Raw genomic sequence first — 18,979 nt, forward strand, 5'->3', positions numbered from 1 at the left:
CATAGCAGTAGTCACAAGCCGGCCCCAATTTTTACAAACTTGGCTTATCGCTTCAGCCTGCTATAAGCTAGAGTCAGGATAGCAATCTAAGGCATCTCTCATGGGCCAGGAAATTGCCGGCGTCAGCTTCACTGCGAAGGATTTCGAGCGCTTCAGCGAGCATCTCCGTGACGAGACCTTACGTTTGCAGCATTTAATCAGCGATGCTCTGCAGCTCCACGAAACCCGCTATGCCGGCATCGAACTGGAGGCCTGGCTGGTTGATAAAACCATGCGGCCTGCCCCGATCAATGACGCCTTTCTCAAACTGCTCAATGACCCACTTGCCAACGCTGAACTCGCTAAGTTCAATATTGAGTTCAATACCGAGCCGGTCCCCCTGACCGGTGATACCCTGAGCCAGTTGCATCGTCAACTGCAAAACGCCTGGTCCAATGCCAGCCAGCAGGCGCAGCGGCTGGACAGTGAATTAATGATGACAGGTATTCTGCCGACGCTGCTGCAGGATGATCTGAATGTCTTCAATATGTCGGATATGAACCGATATCGTGCTCTTAATGAGCAGATTCTGGCTGCCCGCGGCAAACCGGTAAAGCTGGATATCAGTGGTGAGGAGCATCTCAAACTTACCCATCACGATGTCATGTTGGAATCGGCAGCGACTTCTCTGCAGTTACATACCCAGGTGCCGGTCAACATTGCGCACCATTTTTATAATGCCTCCCTGATAGCCTCGGCACCGATGGTAGCGGTTTGTGCCAACTCTCCTTTCCTGTTTGGGCACAGCCTGTGGCAGGAAACCCGCATCCCGCTGTTTGAACAGGCCATTGAAGCCGGTGGTTTCGCCGGTGCGGCACATGGACCGGTGAAACGGGTCAGTTTCGGCAGTGATTATGCCCGTCACTCTATCTTCGAATGTTTTGAAGAAAATCTCGAACATTACCCGGTGCTATTACCTGTCGATCTGGGCGAAGCCAGTGACCAGCTTGAACACCTGCGGCTGCATAACGGCACTATCTGGCGTTGGAACCGGCCATTAATCGGCTTTATCGGCGCCAAACCGCATATCCGTATCGAACACCGCACACCGGCAGCGGGCCCTACCATCACAGATATGCTGGCTAATGCCGCCTTTTATTACGGACTCACACATGCCTTATGTGACCGCATCATTGCTTACGGCACTGAGCTCGCCTTTGCCGATGCCCGGGATAATTTCTACAAAGCGGCCCGTTATGGCCTCGACACAGCGATAGTAGACCTTGATGGCTCACACCAGCCCTTAAAGCAGTTTATTCTGAACACCTGCCTGCCGTTGGCGGAACAAGGACTGGATAAGCTCGGTATCAAAAGCGGTGATCGTGATAAATACCTCAAAATCATTGCTGACAGAGTCGAACGGCATCAAACTGGCAGTGACTGGCAACGGGCTTTTATTGCTAAATATGGTAAAGACTTCAGCAGAATGAGCCGGTATTACCTGCATCATCAGCAAGAGGGCGAGGTGGTAAGCCAATGGCCGATTTGAAACAAGACATACTGCAGCAACTCGACTCTATCCCTGACGGTCTGCTGGAAAGCAGTGCCCGTGATTTACATAAGGTGCTAAGCCGCCCCACCCTGCTGCACCTTAAGGGTAAGCAAAATAACACCCTGTTTCTGTCGGTCATGCTGCATGGCAATGAAACGACCGGTCTGCTCGCCGTGCAGCAACTACTGAAGAAATATCAGTCACGCATGCTGCCGCGTAATTTGTCTATCTTTTTCGGTAATGTCGAGGCAGCACGTGACGGCCTGCGCCGTCTTGATGACCAGGCTGACTTCAACCGTATCTGGCCCGGCACCGAGTATTCCCTCTGCCCGGAAACAGATATGGCTCAGACTATTGTTAACACCATGGCGAACCGCAATCTGTTTGCAAGTATCGACATCCATAACAATACCGGTCTCAACCCACACTATGCCTGCATCAATAAACTGGAGCCTGCCTATCAGCAACTGGCGACTCTGTTCGCCCGCTTCGTGGTTTACTTCACCCGCCCTAAAGGCGTGCAGTCGATGGCTTTTGCCCAGCTGTGTCCGGCCGTAACACTGGAATGTGGACGGCCTGATCAGACTTATGGTGTCAAACACGCCTACGACTTCATCGACAGTTGTCTGAACCTGAGAGAGTTGCCAAATCATCCGGTTCATCCTCAGGATATTGACCTGTTTCATACCGTGGCTCAGGTCAAAGTGCGGCCAGATGTGGATTTTAGTTTTGATAACAGTGAAGTCGACCTTCAGCTGGACCGGGATCTGGAGAAAATGAATTTCTTTGAAGTCCCTGCCGGCACGGCGCTGGGGCGGGTCAACGCGAATGGATTCTTACCTGTTGAGGCCAGGGATGAAAATGGTGAGGATGTCAGCAGCCGCTTTTTTGAAATACATCATGATGAATTGATGTTTAAACGGCCGACCATGCCATCCATGATGACGCTCAATGAGCATGTCATCAAACAGGACTGTTTGTGTTACCTGATGGAACGATTGCAGGGCTGAACGCCCTGCAATCAATTATTTGGTCACGCTGAAGCTCTCACCGCAACCGCATTCGGAAGTGACATTGGGGTTGATGAATTTAAAGCTTTGATTAAGCCCTTCGCGGACAAAGTCCAGCTCCATGCCTTCCAGCATGGGCATAGCGTCTTCATTGACCACAACTTTGACATCGCCCTGTTCAATGACAACATCATCGCTGGCGACTTCATCAGCATAATCCAAGGCATAGCTGTAGCCCGAACAACCGCTTTTGACCACACCGACCCGCAGGCCGACGCCGCCTTCACGTTTGCTCATCATATCGCGGACTCGTTTAATGGCTGACTCAGTTAAGGTAATCATAATTCACCTGTTTAATAAATGACTGAAGCGATTTGCTTCTTTTTCCAGCACTTTGGCCAGTTGTTCTATTTCTTCGACAGTATTTTCTGTCGAAACACTCACCCGAACTGCACCCAGTGCAATTGGATCCGGTATGCCCATCGCGGTCAGCACATGACTTGGTGTTTGTCTGCCTGTACCACAAGCAGAGCCACTGGAGACAGCAAATCCCTGCTTATCCAGGGCCATCAGCATCGTATCTGAATCAAAGCCCTGCAGTGCAAAAAAGCAGGTATTAGGCAGCCTTTCGGCTTCACTGGCAAAAATGGTGACGCCCGGGATTTGTTTCAAGTGTTTCTCAAGCAGTTCCCGCAACTCAATGCAATGCTGCTGGTAATGAGAAAGCTGTGCTTGCACATAATCGGCAGCAGCACCGAAACCGACAATGGCAGCTACATTCTCAGTGCCACTGCGTTTATCCTCTTCCTGACCACCGCCTAAAATGTAGCCGGGCCAGTCGAGTTCAGCCGAGACGATTAACGCACCGATGCCTTTAGGTCCACCAAATTTATGCGCCGACAGCGTCAGCAGATCGACGCCGGCAGCTTTCATATCAACCGGCAGTTTACCCGCAGCCTGAACCGCATCGGTCAGTAATGGCACGCCCCTGTCATGACAGACGGCTGCTAGGGCGGGTATATCCTGAATCATGCCGGTTTCATTATTGGCCCACATGACAGAGACCAGACGGGTGTCTTCATCAATCATCCCGGCCAGTGTGGTCGGGTTGACACGGCCCTGTTCATCGACCGGAATCAGTTCCAGTTCAAAGCCATGACGTTGCAGCCGACGAGCGGGTTCCAGCATGGCAGGATGCTCAATGGCGCTGACCAGAATTTTGCCATTGTCAAAGCGCTCTGCCACACCGGCAATGGCCTGATTGTTGGCTTCAGTACCTCCACTGGTGAAAATCACCTGCGAGGGTTGGGCGTTAACCAGGCTTGCAACCTGCTGGCGGGCTTTATCAATGGCGGCCTGGGCATAACGGCCAAAGCGGTGACTGCTGGACGGGTTGCCCTGCTGTTGCTGCAGATAAGGCAGCATAGCATCGAGCACGCCCGGCGCCAGCCCTGCCCCGGCATTATTGTCGAGATAGGTAAATGACATCGTTGAGACCTGCTTAGACGACGTCGAATTGAATGACTTTTTCGCCGCTGCGTTTCTTTTCGTAGTTACTGACAACCTGGGCCAAGGTGATACCGTCGAGGTAGACCCGAATCTGGTCACTCAGACTTTGCCACAGCTCATGGCTCAGACACTGTTCTTCACCGTGGCAATTCTGACGACCTTCACATTGGGTAGTATCGACTTTTTCATCGACCGCTGAAATGACATCAAGCACGGTAATGTTATCCGCCGCCCGGCTGAGACGGTAACCACCGCCCGGCCCACGCGAACTGCTGACCAGGCCCTGTTTTCGCAGCCGCGCGAATAATTGCTCAAGGTAGGACAGAGAAATGCCCTGACGCTCGGAAATATCTGCCAGGGTAATCGCACCCACGCCATAGTTGAGGCTAAGGTCCAGCATGGCAGTGACTGCATAGCGCCCTTTGGTGGTCAAACGCATGTTTCAATCCAGATAAAAATCAATCTATTAAGTGTACATGCCTGACTGTTTTAGTCAACTTTTGAATCGTCATTCTCTTTGGAGATATCGCAGTTGTCCAGCTCAGGCATATCGACGTCTTCCGGCAATTCGCCGCCCAGGCGATGGATGGTTTCACGTAGTGATTCGACACGCTTATCCATGGCCTGTATATGTTCAATCAGACCATGAATCGCGGTCGCGACCGGGTCCTGACTTTTGCTGGAGGTGCCATAAGCATCAAAGCCGACAGACTGAGCCAGTTTTTGCTGTTGTCTCTCATCTTCTGTCATCTGAGATTTAGCTCTGACAATCCGGCCCGGCACGCCGACCACCGTCTCGCCCTCCGCCACATCTTTGACGACCACCGCGTTGGAACCAATACGTGCTCCATCATGCAGTTTAATTGGCCCCAGCACCTTCGCTCCGGCACCGACGACCACATCGTTACCCAATGTCGGGTGACGCTTGCCCTCTTTCCAGGAGGTCCCGCCCAGGGTCACACCATGGTAAAGCGTGCAGTCATCACCAATTTCGGCCGTTTCGCCAATCACCACGCCCATACCATGGTCGATGAAAAAACGACGACCGATTTTGGCACCGGGGTGGATCTCGATACCGGTAATCCAGCGGGCGATAGTGGAAATAAATTTGGCCAGCCATTTCCAGTTTTTGCGCCACAGGAAATGGTTGATACGATGCAATTGCACCGCATGGACACCTGGATAAGTAGTGACAATCTCAAATACGTTACGCGCAGCCGGATCACGTTCAAAAACGCAGTTGATGTCTTCCTTGATACGTTGCCAGCGGCTAATTTCTTCACTCATCTATTTTCCTCGCTTTAGTCTCAGCGGCGCGCAAAATCCCATGCATGATATGCAGTTCGTTACGATCCAGATCGGCACGATTAAATAATCGGCGGATACGACGCATCAGATAACGCGGATTGTCCGGGTCCAGAAAGCCGATAGTCGACAGAGAACGCTCGAAATGAGCGTATAAATGAGACAAATCGTCGGCAGTAATGGCTTCCCGCTCTTCTCCTATTCTGCCGAAATCAATCACAGGTTTAAAACTCATTCTTAATTCATAGGCCACAACCTGGACCGCCGCAGCCAGATTCAGCGAACTGTAATCGGGGTTAGCCGGGATATTAACCAGATACTGGCAACGATCCAGTTCATCATTGGACAGGCCCGAATGTTCACGGCCAAACACGATAGCAACCTGGGTATCATCATCAAACTTCTCCAGTTGCTCCACCGCCTGGCGTGGGTTCATCACCGGCACATGCAGGTGGCGCAGACGTGCACTCAAAGCAAAGGCATAGTGGCAACCGGATAAAGCCGATTCCAGGCTGTCATGCACCACGGCTTTGTGCAGTACATCATCAGCGCCGGAAGCCCGTGCAGTCGCTTCTGCACTGGGATAAATCTTGGGTGAGACCAGATGCAGATTGCTGATCCCCATGGTTTTCATCGCCCGCGCGGCAGCACCGATATTGCCCGGGTGCGTTGTGCCAACCAGCACAAAGCGAATATTGTCCAGTGAGGTCATCCTTTGTTCCTTGTAATAAACATGGCATCACCATAGCTGAAGAAACGGTAACGCTTTTCGATCGCATGCTGGTAGGCATTAAGAATGTGCTCACGACCCGCGAAGGCAGATACCAGCATGAGCAGCGTCGACTCGGATAGGTGGAAATTGGTCACCATGGCGTCGACGCTGCTGAACTCATAACCAGGGTAAATAAAAATGTCTGTTTCACCTTCAAAAGGCGCGATTTCTCCATTCTGAGAGGCACTCTCCAGCGCACGTACGCTGGTGGTGCCGACGGCAATCACGCGGCCGCCACGGGCTCGGGTTGCTTTGACCTGGTTGCAGACCTGCTCGCTGACCTCGATCACTTCGCTGTGCATCTGATGCGAGCGAATATCTTCAACCCGCACCGGCTGGAAAGTGCCGGCGCCAACATGCAGGGTCAAAGCCGCAGTCTCAATACCGGCCTGCTTGAGTCGTTCCAGCATCGCTTCATCAAAATGCAGACCGGCTGTGGGTGCGGCAACTGCGCCGGTGTTCTGAGCATAAACTGTCTGATAGCGCTCCAGATCCGCTCTATCGACTTCGCGCTCAATATAAGGGGGCAGAGGTAACCGGCCAATCGCCTCAAGCGTCTCAACAACCGACTGGCTGTCGATAAAGCGAAGTTCAAACAGCGCATCATGTCTACCGAGGACTTCGACCTCCAGTTGCCCCTCCAGCAGTAGTTTACGGCCGGTAGTTGGCGATTTACTGCTGCGCACATGGGCCAGCACCCGTTCGTTGTCCAGCACGCGCTCCACCAGCACCTCGACTTTGCCGCCACTGTCTTTTTGGCCTAACAGGCGAGCTGGCATCACGCGGGTATTGTTGAATACCAGCAAGTCATCGGGGTTCAGCAAACGCAGTAAATCAGTAAATTGCAGATCCTGCAGCGTTCCGTCAGACCCATTCAAGGCCAGCAAACGGCTGGCGCTGCGCTGTTCTGAGGGGTATTGGGCTATCAGTTCTTCTGGCAGGTCAAATCGGAAGTCACTCGTTTTCATGGACGCGATCATAGCAGAATGCACAGCCTGACTTGCCATCAAAATCAAGCTGTGACTGAAAATGCCGGCTGAATAGTTGCCGTCAGAAGCGTGTCAGCAGGATGTAAGTTTGAAGCAATGCTGAAGAGCTAGGGCATAAAAACATTAAGACGCTGTTGAATAAGCGCTTCGTTGTCGAGCAATTTTTCCACCTGCCTGTCGTCCAAACCCAGCAATTCCAGAGCTTCCAATTCCATCAGACTCTCTTTGTCATCATCTGCTGCTATATCAAGCATATAGGTAGCAAAACGAGAGCCGGCATGGACCGCTGCCGCAATTTTGGCTGATTCATTACCGGCATCCAGTTGCTCATAGGGCTTAATCGAATCCCTCACCTGAGCCGGCATGCCCCAGCGGGTGACCACCAGCTCCGTCACCGGCTGACAGTATTTGTTTTCAAGCCGGTAAACCGTCTCCGGCATCAGACTGCTGTCCTGTTGCCTGGCTAGCTCCAGCACGGTCTGCAACACTGCCGGACGGCCTATCGAATGTAATAGACCCGCTAAAAACGCTGCTTCCGTGTTCACGTTCGCTGCTTTAGCAATCTCTTTGGACCAGAGTGATGTCGCCATCGCGTGTTGCCAGTTAAATTCGACATAATCTTCATAACCAGGCGTATTAAACAGCTTTGCACTCAGCGCAGCGGTTAACGCGATCTCGCTCATCACATTCATACCTAATCGTGCGACTGCCTGTTGCAGTGATACCAGGTTGGCCAGTGGCGTATAGGCCACCGAGTTTGCGATCCGCATGACATGGCCTGCCAATGACTGGTCGCGCTCTATCAGTGTTGCCATTTGTGCCGCACTGGCTTCGGGGTCCTGGGCCAGAGATAAGGCCTGACCGGCTACCTCAGGTAGCATCGGGACCTCAACGAAACCTTCAAATATGGCCTGCTGTAATGACTCTTCAAGAATCTCAGAGTCCGTCTGTGTGGCTGCCAAGTCTTTGTCCATGGAACGACCTTAAATTCGATTTCGACGTTAAAGACCGAGTTTCGCCTGTCCTCTGTATTGCGGTCAAGCCATATCCTGATAAAAGGTGATAAAGGTCACAGGCTAAATTAAGGCTTCACTTAGGTGACCGTAGTCGTTATAATTTGCGGCCTTGGTTGCCGGGGTGGCGGAATTGGTAGACGCGCCGGATTCAAAATCCGGTTTCTTCGGAAGTGTGGGTTCGATTCCCACCCTCGGTACCAACACTTTTACCTGCAACAATTCCCCTTCAATATCATAATGTTACCCGATAAGCGTTCTTGACGTGTGGACGACGCTTGTGGACGACTTTTTCATTCATCTCTGAGTTTATTACTAGTCTTCTGTATTTTCAGCGTCTAAGACTAAGCCGCGCCCCACGAGGCTAGTACTATTGACTATTTTGTATTGATTGTTCTCTTTATGTATTTAGTCTATGGTGGAAGCTGTGATTATTGGTGGCATGGAGATAGGAAGTGGCTTCAGAGGAGGAATTCAACCCCATCAAATCACCGTTGTATATACGACAACGCAAAACGCTACTCACCGTTACAATAATCATCATTGCGATCAACCTGATTGGCGGCGAGATTCAAACAGACACCAACGGGAGTTCTTCCCTTACACTTCCATTTGGTGTGTCTTTCCAGATCGCACGTCCATGGCTCATTGACTGGCTTCTCGTTGCCGCTCTAATCTATTTAGTTATTAGGTACTTCATTTTCTCTACTCATGTTCGTCAGCGAGTTAGAGTGTACAGAGAACGCGCGCAACGCAACTGGATACCCAGACTTGTCGATACAACTTCTAAGGATAAACTTGATCCTAACCATGTTTCAGTCAAAAGCCGATTATGGTTATGGAGATATTCCCGTGGTGAATACAACGCAGGTAATTATGAGGAAGTTGTTGTTGATGAGAAAATCAATGCACTGAAGACATTACTACCTTCAGTGTTAGTTGAGTTAGAACTATTGTGGACCAAAAACGCCTACTCAGACTACTACTCCCCCTATCTAATGACTGCGCTTGCTATCATCTCGTACACAGCCAAAAGTTGTATTTAATTTCCAAGCTGAATAGTTGAACATGCACGCTTAACCGAAGCAGGAGAGATGCCGAAATGCTCGGCAGTCTGCTTGATACTCGCCGAGTTACTCCTCCTCCACCGAACAACCTCAGAATCGTCTATCTGTTTCTTCCTACCAAGAGCCTTCCCCTCGGCCTTCGCTCGTTCAATACCGGCCATCTGACGGGCCTTGATGTTCTTTCTCTCAAGCTCAGCGAGTGAGACCAGCATGGTCAGCATGAGCTTCCCGTGGTCAGTCGATAGGTCGAACCCTTCACGCATTGAGAGGATCGCTACACCCTTCTCTCTGAGTTCCTCTACTGTTGTGAGCACGTCAATGGTATCTCTGCCCAGACGGTCAATCGAATAGACCACGACCTTATCTCCCTCACGGACATAGCTCAAGAGAGCACCGAGTCCCTTTCTGTCTTTCCCTTTGGTCGCTCCCGATACAGCCTCGTCGGTGCACCACTTGTCCACGTTGTAAACCTCCTTGAGGGCGTGTACTTGGGTCTCAGTAGTTTGCTCTCCGGTGCTGACTCGGGCGTATCCAATCACTGACATTACTTGCTCTCCTTGATGGCTCAATATGTATGGCTCACATATTAGAGACTGGCTCAGTAAAAATCAACACGTTTGAGCCACATTGAGAGAGTCACCGCTGGGTAGCTCTTTTGGTGTAGCTTTTGAGCTACTGGAATTGATCAGTTTTCAGAAAGTTGAGACTATGTTTATTCATAGTTAACATTATTGGAATAAACGTCATGGGAAGACGATACAGAAGGAGGAGCTCAGCAAACTCAATCATCTCTGACTCAACTCACATTAGCTCTAAGTTGTCTTGGGTAGGAGCTTTGATATTCGGTTTTGTAACCTTTTCGCTTTTCTATTTCATCATCCCTGCATGGCTTTCAAATAAAGCTGCAATTCAACCTGAAAACACCATACTCACCCAAGGTATGCTCGAAACGATTATTGCTCCAAGGATTCGCTGGATTGAACGCATAGGAGTTGCCTGTGGCTTGATTGGCTTGTTTTTCTCTATCCGTAACTACTTCATAGCTCGACGTGCTGGTTACAGGGAGAGAAGTCTCGTCGGGCTGCTAGCTAGGTTGTTTGGTAGAGACTTGAGCTGATTTGAGGCAGGTATTGTTTCATCACTTTGTTTGCAGTGTGGTAAGACCGTCTCCAGATACGCCATTGGATTGTTCAGCACGTCTTCAGAAGCGTGTTCAGCTAGAGCGATACCTTGAATCTGGAGAGTGTCTAAAGCCTTTATGACTTTCAGTTGGAACTTCGGACTGACACATTTGCGTAGGCATACACCAGCTCCTTCACTGCGAAGTTTCCACCATATCTACCAGCTTGAAAGTTTAACAGTAGGATTCTCCACAGTTAGTTCTTCAATCAGCTTGACACCATCAAAGCGATACCACTGAGCAGGTAGATGTCTGTATTCACCTCCCGCCGCACGATGCAGGTCATTCAGACAGTGTGTCCTTCAAAGTCCTGCTTGATTGTCAGGTCGGCTACTACGAGCTAATTCCAGAGTATGATCCTGCGCGCCATTGTACCTCTAAACCTAGACACTTTTTATGGTACAAAATGTAACTTAAACCATACAGAAGTCGCAGGATAGGTACAGGAATTCACTATAGAGCTAAATCCTGCTTTAAAAGGCGAAATTTAACAAGTTATAAAGCGCTAAAAAACGAAATTAGTGAATTAATTATTCGAGCTAGAGATTGCCTGATCTTGCGTGTAATCCTTGACCAGGCGTTGAATGCGCGCAAAAGGAATCGGTTTTTCCTCTACAATCACATTCTCTGGTAAGTCGTAGTTCTGATGGATTTCATCTTTGTTCAAACCAGTCACGACCACAATCTGGCAATGGTCCATATCCGGATTCTGCTGGATAACGTTAATCATGTGGGCACCATCCATCCGTGGCATGCGTAAGTCGGTAATAATGATGTCCGGTTTTTTAGAGCCAATTTGAAGCAGCGCATCATAACCGTCATGGGCAAGATAGACTGCTGTTTTTGGCGTTTCCCAGCTTTCGATCTGCATCTGGTAGAGTTTGAGCAAATCTTTATCATCGTCAACGATCATAATCCTGACAATATCAGTCGCCGACTTTACTGCTTTGTCTGCAGTAACTGATGGGCTTTCAGCTTTTTCTTCTGCCTTACCCTTGCCTAACTCGCGTGCCAGCCGTTCAACTTCCCTCGCAGTGATACGACGATGCCCGCCCAGTGTTTTGGTGACCTGAATCATGCCACTGTCAGCCCACATCTGGATGGTTCTGGGTGTGACGCCGAAAATCTTTGCCACCTTGGTGGTGGTGTAGAGTTGCTCTTCCATAGTTACCTGTCTGCAATTTATATTGTTCGCAACATATTATATAAGTTGTCTGTTCAAGGTCTCATTAGATTATACGCTTGCTGGATAATTATTTTCTGTTTCTTCTGGATAATCCTGAGTTTAGCTGGTGCAGAGTCGATTGTACTGACGCTCTGTCAGATGCATGTGAATATACTGCTTGGCGTGAGGGTGATCAGCGTCACTCTTAGCTATTTCGAAACACAGGTTAACAGGCCGTACTCAATAGAAATTGCTTGATACGCAATTGGGAATGAACTTATTTCACGTTTTCACGGCCAGGCTCACAGACAAATGATAGCAAAATTAAAGCTATAAATCAGACAGTTGCAGAATGTTAAGCGATTAACCGCGCCACTTTTCTAATCTGCGAGACTCGCGTAAGCTGAGCCAAACAGGGTTTGCTATCAGCAGGAGTGGTATATGGAAGCGACTTTTCATTCACTGGAGAATCTGTTTCTTCAGCTTGGGCTTGATAATGACCCGGCAGCGATCGATGCTTTCATCAAAGACAATAAGCTGGCTCAGGATGAAGCGCTGCAAGATGCGCCATTCTGGACACCCAGCCAGGCGGCCTTTATCGAAGAGTGCCTGAACGACGACTCTGACTGGGCGGAAGTTGTAGATCAACTCAACGCTTTACTGCATGAGTGACATCACCCCAAAGCCCGAATTCACCCTCTGGGGTCAGCAGACCGATGCTGCCCTGCAGCACTTCCGCGTTGGTCAGGAAACGCTGCCTGACCCCATTATTCGGGCCTATGGGCTGGTCAAATACTGCGCCGCTGATACCCATCAGCAACATGGTAGACTGGAGCAGCGCATCGCTGAGGCTATCAAACTGGCCGCAAAACAGTTGTTTCAGGGGCAACTGAATAATCAGTTCCCGATCTCGCTTTGGCAGTCCGGCTCCGGTACGCAGTCGCATATGAACGTCAATGAAGTGCTGGCTACATTGGCCACACAGACGCTGGACGGACAACACCAGGTTCATCCTAATGATCACTGCAACCTCGGGCAGTCAACCAATGACAGCTTTCCGACAGCATTACATATCGCCTCGGTGTCCTTATTGAATACAAGCCTGTTGCCGGCACTCAGGCAGTTGGCTCAGCGTTTTGAGAATTTATCCGATAGCTGGCAGTCGCTGCTGAAAACCGGTAGGACGCACCTGCAGGATGCCACGCCGCTGTCTCTGGGCCAGGAATTCTCTGCCTATGCCGCCCAGCTTAAGCTCTCACAACATCAGCTTGAGTCAGATTTACCCGATTTGCTGTCATTGACGATGGGGGGTACTGCTGTCGGCACTGGCATCAATAGCCGTGCGGGCTTTGCTGCAGCCTTCTGCGACAGGCTGAATGAACTGACCGGCCACACGTTCAAACCCAGTGATAACTGCTTTGCCGGCCAGGCCAGTCATGATGCCATAGTCGCCCTTTCCGGCAGCCTGAACACCCTGGCCAGTAGCCTCAACAAGATAGCCAGTGACCTGCGACTGATGGCGTCCGGTCCACGATGTGGCCTGGGTGAACTAACACTGCCTGCCAATGAACCGGGTTCTTCAATTATGCCCGGTAAGGTCAACCCATCCCAATGTGAAATGCTGAATATGGTCTGTGCCCAGGTTATGGGAAATCATCTGACCATCACCATGGCCAATGCGCAGGGACAATTCCAGCTTAATACCTTTAAACCGGTGATCGCGCTCAATATCATTCAGTCGCTGGCGTTACTGGCAGATGCCATCACCAGTTTTGACAACTTCTGCGTCTCTGGCATCAAGCCTAATGAAACGCAGCTGCAGGAAATGATGGAAAAAAGCCTGATGCTCGCCACAGCCCTGACGCCGCACCTGGGATACGACAAAGTGACCGAGATTGTTCACTATGCCAGCGAGCAGAGGTGCAGTTTGCGCCAGGCCGTTATCGACTTGGAAATGATGAGCGCTGCAGCGTATGACCGGCTAATTCGACCCGAAACGATGATTACCCCTTCCTCCAACGCTTAATCACTGCCTTTTCTGGCACTCATTGAGCGCATGGCATCCAGCAGCTCGACCGGCAATGGGAAGACAATCGTCGACGACTTATCACCCGCGATGTCGGTCAGTGTCTGCAAATAACGCAACTGGAGAGACTGGGGCTGCTTCGCCAGAATTTCCGCGGCCTGCTGCAGCTTTTCCGACGCCTGTAATTCGCCTTCGGCATGTATCACTTTGGCACGACGATTACGTTCCGCCTCGGCCTGTTTGGCAATCGCCCGGATCATACTTTCATCCAGATCCACGTGTTTAATCTCAACATTCGCCACCTTGATACCCCAGGCATCAGTCTGGGAATCAAGAATCGACTGGATATCATTGTTGAGTTTGTCGCGCTCAGACAGCATTTCATCGAGCTCATGCTGGCCCAGCACCGATCTGAGTGTGGTCTGTGCCAGTTGGCTGGTCGCATCGTAGTATTGTTCCACCTGGATAATCGATTTCTGTGGGTCGATGACTCGAAAGTAAACCACTGCATTGACGTGTACGGAGACGTTATCCTGAGAAATCACATCCTGGGTGGGCACATCCATCACAATGGTACGCAGGTCAACCCTGACCATCTGCTGGATAAAAGGAATAATAATGATAAAGCCAGGGCCTTTCACCTTGTAGAAACGGCCCAGCAGGAACACCACGCCGCGCTCGTATTCGCGAAGAATCCTTACCGCACTGATCAACAGCGCGATGATCGCTATCGCGACCACTGCCAGAAATTGTAATGTCATATTGCCTCCCCATCTTTAGCTAGTGCTTCGACTTCCAGCGTGAGTCCTTCCAGGGCTTTTACCACCGCTTTGTCGCCCTTTTTCAAAGGCGTGCGGGTGACGGCTGTCCAGCGTTCACCATGAACCAGTACCTTGCCCCGCTCTGAGAAATGCTCATCGGCGACACAGACTGCGCCAATCATTTCTTCCTGTCCTGACACAATCGGGTGATCGCGGTTTCGTAAAACCATACCCAGGGCCATCAGAAAAAAAGCCACTGTGGATACCGTCACACCGGCGATAATCCCCATATTGACACCGTAACCGGGCAACTCCGTATCAATCAGCATCACCGAACCAGCCACAAATGCCGCCACACCGCCCAGTCCCAATACACCGAAACTCGGCTGAAAGGCTTCTGCCACCATCAGGGCTATTCCCAGTAGTATCAATGCCAGGCCAGCATAATTGATGGGCAGGATCTGGAAGGAAAACAAGGCCAGCAACAAACAGATAGACCCGATGGTACCCGGCACAATCGAACCGGGGTTGGCAAACTCAAAGATCAGACCATAAATCCCAATCATCATCAGAATATAAGCGATATTGGGGTTGGTTATAATTTCCAGCACTTTATTGCGCCAGTCAGGCAGGATCTCGGTCAGTGTGACAGCGTCGGTTTCGAGCGTGGTCTCGTTGCCCAGCACCTTCACCTTTTTGCCATTCAGTTGCTGAATCAAATCCCGCTGGTTAGTTGCCACGATATCAATGACGTTGTCTGCCAGTGCGGCTTCAGCAGTCAGACTCTGTGCCTCACGAACTGCTTTTTCCGCCCATTCAGCATTACGGCCCCGAAGTTCAGCCAGGCCCTTGATATAAGCCACGGCGTCATTCACCACTTTTCGGGTCATCGCATCGCCGTCATTAGCCGGCTCGGAATCGGCTTCCTGCTTTTTGTCTTGTCCCGTCTCGGGTGGTGGCGATTTATCGTCGGCGGGGGCAAAGCCCGGCGACATTTGTACCGGTGTTGCCGCCCCCAGATTGGTGGCCGGAGTCATGGCCGCGACATGACTGGCATACAACAAATAGGTGCCGGCACTGGCAGCACGGGCGCCTCCCGGAGTGACATAAGTGACCACTGGCACAGGGGAAGCAATGATTTGCTTGATCATTTCCCGCATTGATAAGTCGAGGCCACCCGGTGTATCCAGCCGGACCAGCATGAAAGCCGCATCAGCCTCGATAGCTTGTTCCAGGGAGCGGGAAAAATAATCCGCCGTCGCAGGACTTATCACACCCTCGATTTCGATAATGTAAGCTGCTTGTGATTGCGCTGCCAGCGGGTTGCTGCCCCCGGCAGCACTCAGTGTGAAGATGACTGACAACAGCCATGCTCGCATCATAAGTCCGGCTCCTTTACCTCACCGGTTGGTCGCCGGTTTAGTGTTAACGTATCGAGCGGTAGATATGCGGTCGACTACGTTTACTCAATACCAGTTGCCATAACTGCCCTTGCCGGGCTTTGAAAAAGCCGGCGCAGGACATGAGATAGTATTTCCACATTCTGTAGAAACGCTCGTCATATTTATGTGATAAAGCTGGCCAGGCCGCGTCGAAATTTTCCCACCAGGCCATCAATGTGTTGTAGTAATCCTGACCGAAGTTATGCCAGTCCTCTATAATCAGGCGCTCATTGAGTACCCGACTCAGTTGCTCTGCAGACGGCAACTTGCCATTACGGAAGATATATTTGTCAATCCAGGGGTCGACGCGATTGATCGTCTTGTAGATGCCGATGGTGTGCAGTAAAAACAAACCGTTGTCTTTAAGCAGACGTCTGACGGTATCAAAGTAGATCGGGTAGTTTTTCTCACCGACATGTTCAAACATGCCCACTGAGACAATTTTGTCGTATTCGCCGTTGAGATCACGATAATCAATCAACTCGATATTGACTGGCAGACCGGCACAACGATCCTGTGCCAGCTTTTGCTGCTCTTTGGAAATGGTAATACCCAGTACTTCAACCCCATAATTCTTGGCGGCATGTCGCGCCAGCCCTCCCCAGCCGCATCCAATCTCAAGCAGTTTCTCGCCTGGTTTGAGCTCCAGCTTGCGGCAAATCATGTCCAGCTTATTCACTTGTGCCTGATCCAGGTTGTCAGCCTCATGCCAGTAGCCACAGGAATAGCTCATGGTCGGATCCAACATTGACTCAAATACATCATTGCCAATATCGTAGTGCTGTTCTCCTACCTGAAATGCGCGCTGACTGGACTGAAGATTGAACAGGCGATGCCGCATCACCTGTATCAGCAGACGCATACGCGCCCAGCCGCCAAGTTTTTCATCGACGTTGAAGCTGAGGAGTCGATCGAAGAGTTGATCCAGGCGCAGACAGTCCCAAAGACCATCCATGTAACTCTCACCAAAACCGAGAGAACCTTTGCTGAGGATGCGTTGGTAGACCTCATCGCTATGGACCTGGATATCCCAGGGCGCATCGCCATTGAATTGAACGCCAGATTCTGCCGCTAATTCTCGTAACATTGGGGGCGGCGGTGGCTGGATATTACTGGCACCACCACTGCTGCTGGGGTAGGTTTGATCCATTTTTTGCTGGAATCGCGTAAATCTAGCCATGCTGTCCCGTCCCGTTGAGAAAAGCCTGAGTAAATTGCTGCAACCTGTTGTTATTACGCTACCGCGAAATGTTGCCGGTGACAATCGAAACAATGAATCATTTACCGGATTTTTGATGCTGAAAACAAAAAACCCCGGCTGATTCTCAGTCCGGGGTCTGTGTTTTATTCGGCTTCTTTAACTATCTGAGCCTGATGATAATTTTCCAGCCCAACTTTATCGATGAGTCCTAATTGGGTTTCAAGCCAATCCACGTGCTCTTCTTCTGAATCCAGAATTTCACGGAACAGATCACGGGTGACATAGTCCCCGACCCCCTCGCAGTATTTGATCGCTTCTTTCAAATCCGGGATGGCATCCAGTTCCAGAGACAGATCACACTGGATCATCTCACGGGTATTCTCACCAATACGCAAAGCGCCCAGATCCTGCAGGTTAGGCAACCCCTCCAGAAACAATATCCGCTCGGTCAATTTGTCGGCATGTTTCATTTCATCTATCGACTCATGATATTCATGCTCGTAGAGGTTGTGCAGCCCCCAATCTTTATACATTTTGGCATGGAGGAAGTACTGATTAATGGCAATCAGCTCGTTACCCAGTACTTTATTGAGATATTCAATAACTTTGGCATCGCCTTTCATGGCTTAACTCCTGTTTCAATCCAGTTGTGACGATTATCGTGTTTTCACACAAAATGTCAAAGCTAAGCTACTGATAATAAAATAAAAATAGCAACTATTATCATCTAGATTAGAAACGTTGACAGAGAGCTTTTCTCATTGTCGGGAGAGCAGAATCAGGGGGATCAAAAAATGTCTTAATAAAGAGGCTTTTAGCATTTCCCTATCATTTGTAGGGACAAAGCGAAGCGCATTAACTAAAGTCTTTTTGTTGAAACAGGAAGGTATTAACGGGTAATGCGTTTTTATGGGAAGTATGAATTTTGCGCAAATAAAATCAGGAGTAGACAGCCTGCGCCACTGAAATATCGATTGTTTCATCCTGCTGACGCTCCTGCAGGATGCGATTGACTTTGAACTGACATTTACCGCAACACGCTGCTGCGCCGGTTTCATTTCGCACGGCGTCAATGCATGCCGCGCCATTATCAACGGCCGCATGGATAGCATCGGAATTTACATTGTTACAGATACATACGATCATGAAAGGGCTACCTCATCAATCTTGATGTTAATGATAATAATTGTCATTAATCAAGTCAACAAGATTTTAACCGTTCGCCAGTCTGCGCTTTTTTCACATGGCAATCACGATCGATTCCGCTATCCTAGTGAGACTAAAACTAAGGAGTAGCCAGATGAAAATTAACCCGGCGACCGTGCTTATTGTAGAAGATCATCAGGATCTGGCTGCAAATATTGGTGATTTTCTCGAAGCCGGCGGTATGACGGTGGACTTTGCACCGGACGGGCTGACCGCAGTGCAGTTATGCAGCCAGCATCGCTACGATGCATTGGTACTGGATATTATGATGCCCGGTATCGATGGCTATGAAGTCTGTCGCCGTGTACGCGAGGACCTACAGCAGGATATGCCTGTTGTCATGCTCACCGCACGCGACACGCTGGATGACAAACTGACCGGTTTTGAACACGGTGCTGACGACTACCTGATTAAACCGTTTGAGATGAAAGAACTGGAAGCCAGGCTGATATCACATATCCGCCGACACCGAGGCGAAATGGACAGTAAGTCTCTGCAGGTCGCCGATATCGTGTTCGAGCCCAAAACCATGCGTGTGACCCGTGGTGGCGACCCTATCCGGCTCTCTCCCATCATGCTGCAGATTCTACGGATACTGATGCGTGAGTCGCCAAACCTTGTGACCAGAGAGAAGCTGGAAGCAGAGATCTGGGGTGAAGATACGCCGGACAGTGATACTTTGCGCAGTCATTTATATAACCTGCGTAAACTGATTGATAAACCTTTTCAGCAAAACCTGTTGCATACGATTCCCGGTATTGGCTATAAGCTCTGCGAAGAAAAAGACCTTTGACAGTCGCAA

20 protein-coding genes and 1 tRNA gene are annotated in these 18,979 nt (G+C 50.2%); 7 read left to right on the top strand and 14 right to left on the bottom strand.

Features of this window, described 5'->3' with window-relative positions:
- The first annotated feature begins 100 nt into the window (after positions 1 to 100).
- Both OMQ46_RS06505 and OMQ46_RS06510 read left to right on the top strand, forming a co-directional pair.
- Positions 101 to 1,528, top strand: a complete 1,428-nt coding sequence (locus OMQ46_RS06505; RefSeq protein ID WP_266234842.1) for a glutamate--cysteine ligase — start codon at positions 101 to 103, stop codon at positions 1,526 to 1,528.
- Complete coding sequence (locus tag OMQ46_RS06510; RefSeq protein WP_266234840.1) at positions 1,516 to 2,541, top strand: M14 family metallopeptidase; 1,026 nt, start codon at positions 1,516 to 1,518, stop codon at positions 2,539 to 2,541. The genes OMQ46_RS06505 and OMQ46_RS06510 overlap by 13 nt, the downstream gene beginning before the upstream one ends.
- 15 nt (positions 2,542 to 2,556) lie before the next feature.
- Here the strand turns inward: OMQ46_RS06510 and OMQ46_RS06515 are convergent, their stop codons facing one another.
- The 7 genes from OMQ46_RS06515 to OMQ46_RS06545 all read right to left on the bottom strand — a co-directional run bounded on the left by OMQ46_RS06515 (position 2,557) and on the right by OMQ46_RS06545 (position 8,090).
- Positions 2,557 to 2,883 (bottom strand): HesB/IscA family protein, encoded by a 327-nt coding sequence (locus tag OMQ46_RS06515; protein ID WP_416234826.1) that lies wholly within the window; start codon positions 2,881 to 2,883, stop codon positions 2,557 to 2,559.
- 3 nt (positions 2,884 to 2,886) lie between these two features.
- Entirely contained in the window at positions 2,887 to 4,029 is a 1,143-nt protein-coding gene (locus OMQ46_RS06520; RefSeq protein WP_266234839.1) for a cysteine desulfurase family protein, read from the bottom strand.
- 13 nt (positions 4,030 to 4,042) lie between these two features.
- A complete protein-coding gene (locus OMQ46_RS06525; RefSeq protein WP_266234837.1) occupies positions 4,043 to 4,489 on the bottom strand; it encodes an Rrf2 family transcriptional regulator in 447 nt (148 codons plus the stop codon).
- Positions 4,490 to 4,539: 50 nt separating this feature from the next.
- A complete protein-coding gene (gene cysE, locus OMQ46_RS06530) occupies positions 4,540 to 5,337 on the bottom strand; it encodes a serine O-acetyltransferase (protein ID WP_266234835.1) in 798 nt (265 codons plus the stop codon).
- Complete coding sequence (locus tag OMQ46_RS06535; protein ID WP_266234833.1) at positions 5,330 to 6,067, bottom strand: RNA methyltransferase; 738 nt, start codon at positions 6,065 to 6,067, stop codon at positions 5,330 to 5,332. The genes cysE and OMQ46_RS06535 overlap by 8 nt, the downstream gene beginning before the upstream one ends.
- Positions 6,064 to 7,095, bottom strand: a complete 1,032-nt coding sequence (queA, locus tag OMQ46_RS06540) for a tRNA preQ1(34) S-adenosylmethionine ribosyltransferase-isomerase QueA (protein ID WP_266234831.1) — start codon at positions 7,093 to 7,095, stop codon at positions 6,064 to 6,066. The genes OMQ46_RS06535 and queA overlap by 4 nt, the downstream gene beginning before the upstream one ends.
- Positions 7,096 to 7,223: 128 nt before the next feature.
- A complete protein-coding gene (locus OMQ46_RS06545) occupies positions 7,224 to 8,090 on the bottom strand; it encodes an HDOD domain-containing protein (protein WP_266234829.1) in 867 nt (288 codons plus the stop codon).
- A gap of 157 nt (positions 8,091 to 8,247) precedes the next feature.
- Here OMQ46_RS06545 and OMQ46_RS06550 point away from each other — a divergent pair.
- Positions 8,248 to 8,332 (top strand) — tRNA-Leu (locus OMQ46_RS06550).
- Between the two features lie 252 nt (positions 8,333 to 8,584).
- Complete coding sequence (locus tag OMQ46_RS06555) at positions 8,585 to 9,175, top strand: hypothetical protein (protein ID WP_266234828.1); 591 nt, start codon at positions 8,585 to 8,587, stop codon at positions 9,173 to 9,175.
- Here the strand turns inward: OMQ46_RS06555 and OMQ46_RS06560 are convergent.
- Both OMQ46_RS06560 and OMQ46_RS06565 read right to left on the bottom strand, forming a co-directional pair.
- A complete protein-coding gene (locus tag OMQ46_RS06560; RefSeq protein ID WP_266234826.1) occupies positions 9,172 to 9,741 on the bottom strand; it encodes a recombinase family protein in 570 nt (189 codons plus the stop codon). The two genes, OMQ46_RS06555 and OMQ46_RS06560, sit on opposite strands and share 4 nt — an antisense overlap.
- Before the next feature lie 1,161 nt (positions 9,742 to 10,902).
- Positions 10,903 to 11,541, bottom strand: a complete 639-nt coding sequence (locus OMQ46_RS06565; RefSeq protein WP_266234825.1) for a response regulator — start codon at positions 11,539 to 11,541, stop codon at positions 10,903 to 10,905.
- A 441-nt stretch (positions 11,542 to 11,982) separates the two neighbouring features.
- Here OMQ46_RS06565 and OMQ46_RS06570 point away from each other — a divergent pair, with 441 nt between their 5' ends.
- The gene (locus tag OMQ46_RS06570) at positions 11,983 to 12,213 is read left to right on the top strand and encodes a DUF2789 domain-containing protein (RefSeq protein ID WP_266234823.1); all 231 of its coding nucleotides are present in this window, start codon (positions 11,983 to 11,985) and stop codon (positions 12,211 to 12,213) included.
- Positions 12,206 to 13,567 (top strand): class II fumarate hydratase, encoded by a 1,362-nt coding sequence (locus OMQ46_RS06575; RefSeq protein WP_266234821.1) that lies wholly within the window; start codon positions 12,206 to 12,208, stop codon positions 13,565 to 13,567. Before OMQ46_RS06570 ends, OMQ46_RS06575 begins: the two co-directional genes overlap by 8 nt.
- Here OMQ46_RS06575 and OMQ46_RS06580 read toward each other — a convergent pair.
- From OMQ46_RS06580 to OMQ46_RS06600, 5 genes are all read right to left on the bottom strand, one after another.
- Positions 13,564 to 14,328: a slipin family protein gene (locus OMQ46_RS06580; protein ID WP_266234820.1), complete on the bottom strand. Its 765-nt coding sequence runs from the start codon at positions 14,326 to 14,328 to the stop codon at positions 13,564 to 13,566. The genes OMQ46_RS06575 and OMQ46_RS06580 overlap by 4 nt on opposite strands.
- The gene (locus tag OMQ46_RS06585) at positions 14,325 to 15,710 is read right to left on the bottom strand and encodes an NfeD family protein (RefSeq protein WP_266235900.1); all 1,386 of its coding nucleotides are present in this window, start codon (positions 15,708 to 15,710) and stop codon (positions 14,325 to 14,327) included. The genes OMQ46_RS06580 and OMQ46_RS06585 overlap by 4 nt, the downstream gene beginning before the upstream one ends.
- 43 nt (positions 15,711 to 15,753) lie before the next feature.
- Positions 15,754 to 16,950 carry a cyclopropane fatty acyl phospholipid synthase gene (cfa, locus tag OMQ46_RS06590; RefSeq protein ID WP_266234816.1) on the bottom strand — a complete coding sequence of 399 codons (1,197 nt, stop codon included), beginning with the start codon at positions 16,948 to 16,950 and terminating at the stop codon, positions 15,754 to 15,756.
- A 164-nt stretch (positions 16,951 to 17,114) separates the two neighbouring features.
- Complete coding sequence (bfr, locus tag OMQ46_RS06595) at positions 17,115 to 17,594, bottom strand: bacterioferritin (RefSeq protein ID WP_266234814.1); 480 nt, start codon at positions 17,592 to 17,594, stop codon at positions 17,115 to 17,117.
- A 316-nt stretch (positions 17,595 to 17,910) separates the two neighbouring features.
- Positions 17,911 to 18,117 (bottom strand): (2Fe-2S)-binding protein, encoded by a 207-nt coding sequence (locus tag OMQ46_RS06600; protein WP_266234813.1) that lies wholly within the window; start codon positions 18,115 to 18,117, stop codon positions 17,911 to 17,913.
- A 154-nt stretch (positions 18,118 to 18,271) separates the two neighbouring features.
- On the opposite strand from OMQ46_RS06600, the gene OMQ46_RS06605 reads away from it, so the two are divergent.
- Entirely contained in the window at positions 18,272 to 18,970 is a 699-nt protein-coding gene (locus OMQ46_RS06605; RefSeq protein WP_266234812.1) for a response regulator transcription factor, read from the top strand.
- Positions 18,971 to 18,979: the final 9 nt, after the last annotated feature.

It is taken from the genome of Methylophaga sp. OBS1 (assembly GCF_026319365.1).

Bases quoted from the DNA above. Each gene is read 5' to 3' on its own strand.
- OMQ46_RS06505 (WP_266234842.1), top strand. From the start codon at position 101: ATGGGCCAGGAAATTGCCGGCGTCAGCTTCACTGCGAAGGATTTCGAG.
- OMQ46_RS06510 (WP_266234840.1), top strand. From the start codon at position 1,516: ATGGCCGATTTGAAACAAGACATACTGCAGCAACTCGACTCTATCCCT.
- OMQ46_RS06515 (WP_416234826.1), bottom strand. From the start codon at position 2,883: ATGATTACCTTAACTGAGTCAGCCATTAAACGAGTCCGCGATATGATG.
- OMQ46_RS06520 (WP_266234839.1), bottom strand. From the start codon at position 4,029: ATGTCATTTACCTATCTCGACAATAATGCCGGGGCAGGGCTGGCGCCG.
- OMQ46_RS06525 (WP_266234837.1), bottom strand. From the start codon at position 4,489: ATGCGTTTGACCACCAAAGGGCGCTATGCAGTCACTGCCATGCTGGAC.
- cysE (WP_266234835.1), bottom strand. From the start codon at position 5,337: ATGAGTGAAGAAATTAGCCGCTGGCAACGTATCAAGGAAGACATCAAC.
- OMQ46_RS06535 (WP_266234833.1), bottom strand. From the start codon at position 6,067: ATGACCTCACTGGACAATATTCGCTTTGTGCTGGTTGGCACAACGCAC.
- queA (WP_266234831.1), bottom strand. From the start codon at position 7,095: ATGAAAACGAGTGACTTCCGATTTGACCTGCCAGAAGAACTGATAGCC.
- OMQ46_RS06545 (WP_266234829.1), bottom strand. From the start codon at position 8,090: ATGGACAAAGACTTGGCAGCCACACAGACGGACTCTGAGATTCTTGAA.
- OMQ46_RS06560 (WP_266234826.1), bottom strand. From the start codon at position 9,741: ATGTCAGTGATTGGATACGCCCGAGTCAGCACCGGAGAGCAAACTACT.
- OMQ46_RS06565 (WP_266234825.1), bottom strand. From the start codon at position 11,541: ATGGAAGAGCAACTCTACACCACCACCAAGGTGGCAAAGATTTTCGGC.
- OMQ46_RS06570 (WP_266234823.1), top strand. From the start codon at position 11,983: ATGGAAGCGACTTTTCATTCACTGGAGAATCTGTTTCTTCAGCTTGGG.
- OMQ46_RS06575 (WP_266234821.1), top strand. From the start codon at position 12,206: ATGAGTGACATCACCCCAAAGCCCGAATTCACCCTCTGGGGTCAGCAG.
- OMQ46_RS06580 (WP_266234820.1), bottom strand. From the start codon at position 14,328: ATGACATTACAATTTCTGGCAGTGGTCGCGATAGCGATCATCGCGCTG.
- OMQ46_RS06585 (WP_266235900.1), bottom strand. From the start codon at position 15,710: ATGATGCGAGCATGGCTGTTGTCAGTCATCTTCACACTGAGTGCTGCC.
- cfa (WP_266234816.1), bottom strand. From the start codon at position 16,950: ATGGCTAGATTTACGCGATTCCAGCAAAAAATGGATCAAACCTACCCC.
- bfr (WP_266234814.1), bottom strand. From the start codon at position 17,594: ATGAAAGGCGATGCCAAAGTTATTGAATATCTCAATAAAGTACTGGGT.
- OMQ46_RS06600 (WP_266234813.1), bottom strand. From the start codon at position 18,117: ATGATCGTATGTATCTGTAACAATGTAAATTCCGATGCTATCCATGCG.
- OMQ46_RS06605 (WP_266234812.1), top strand. From the start codon at position 18,272: ATGAAAATTAACCCGGCGACCGTGCTTATTGTAGAAGATCATCAGGAT.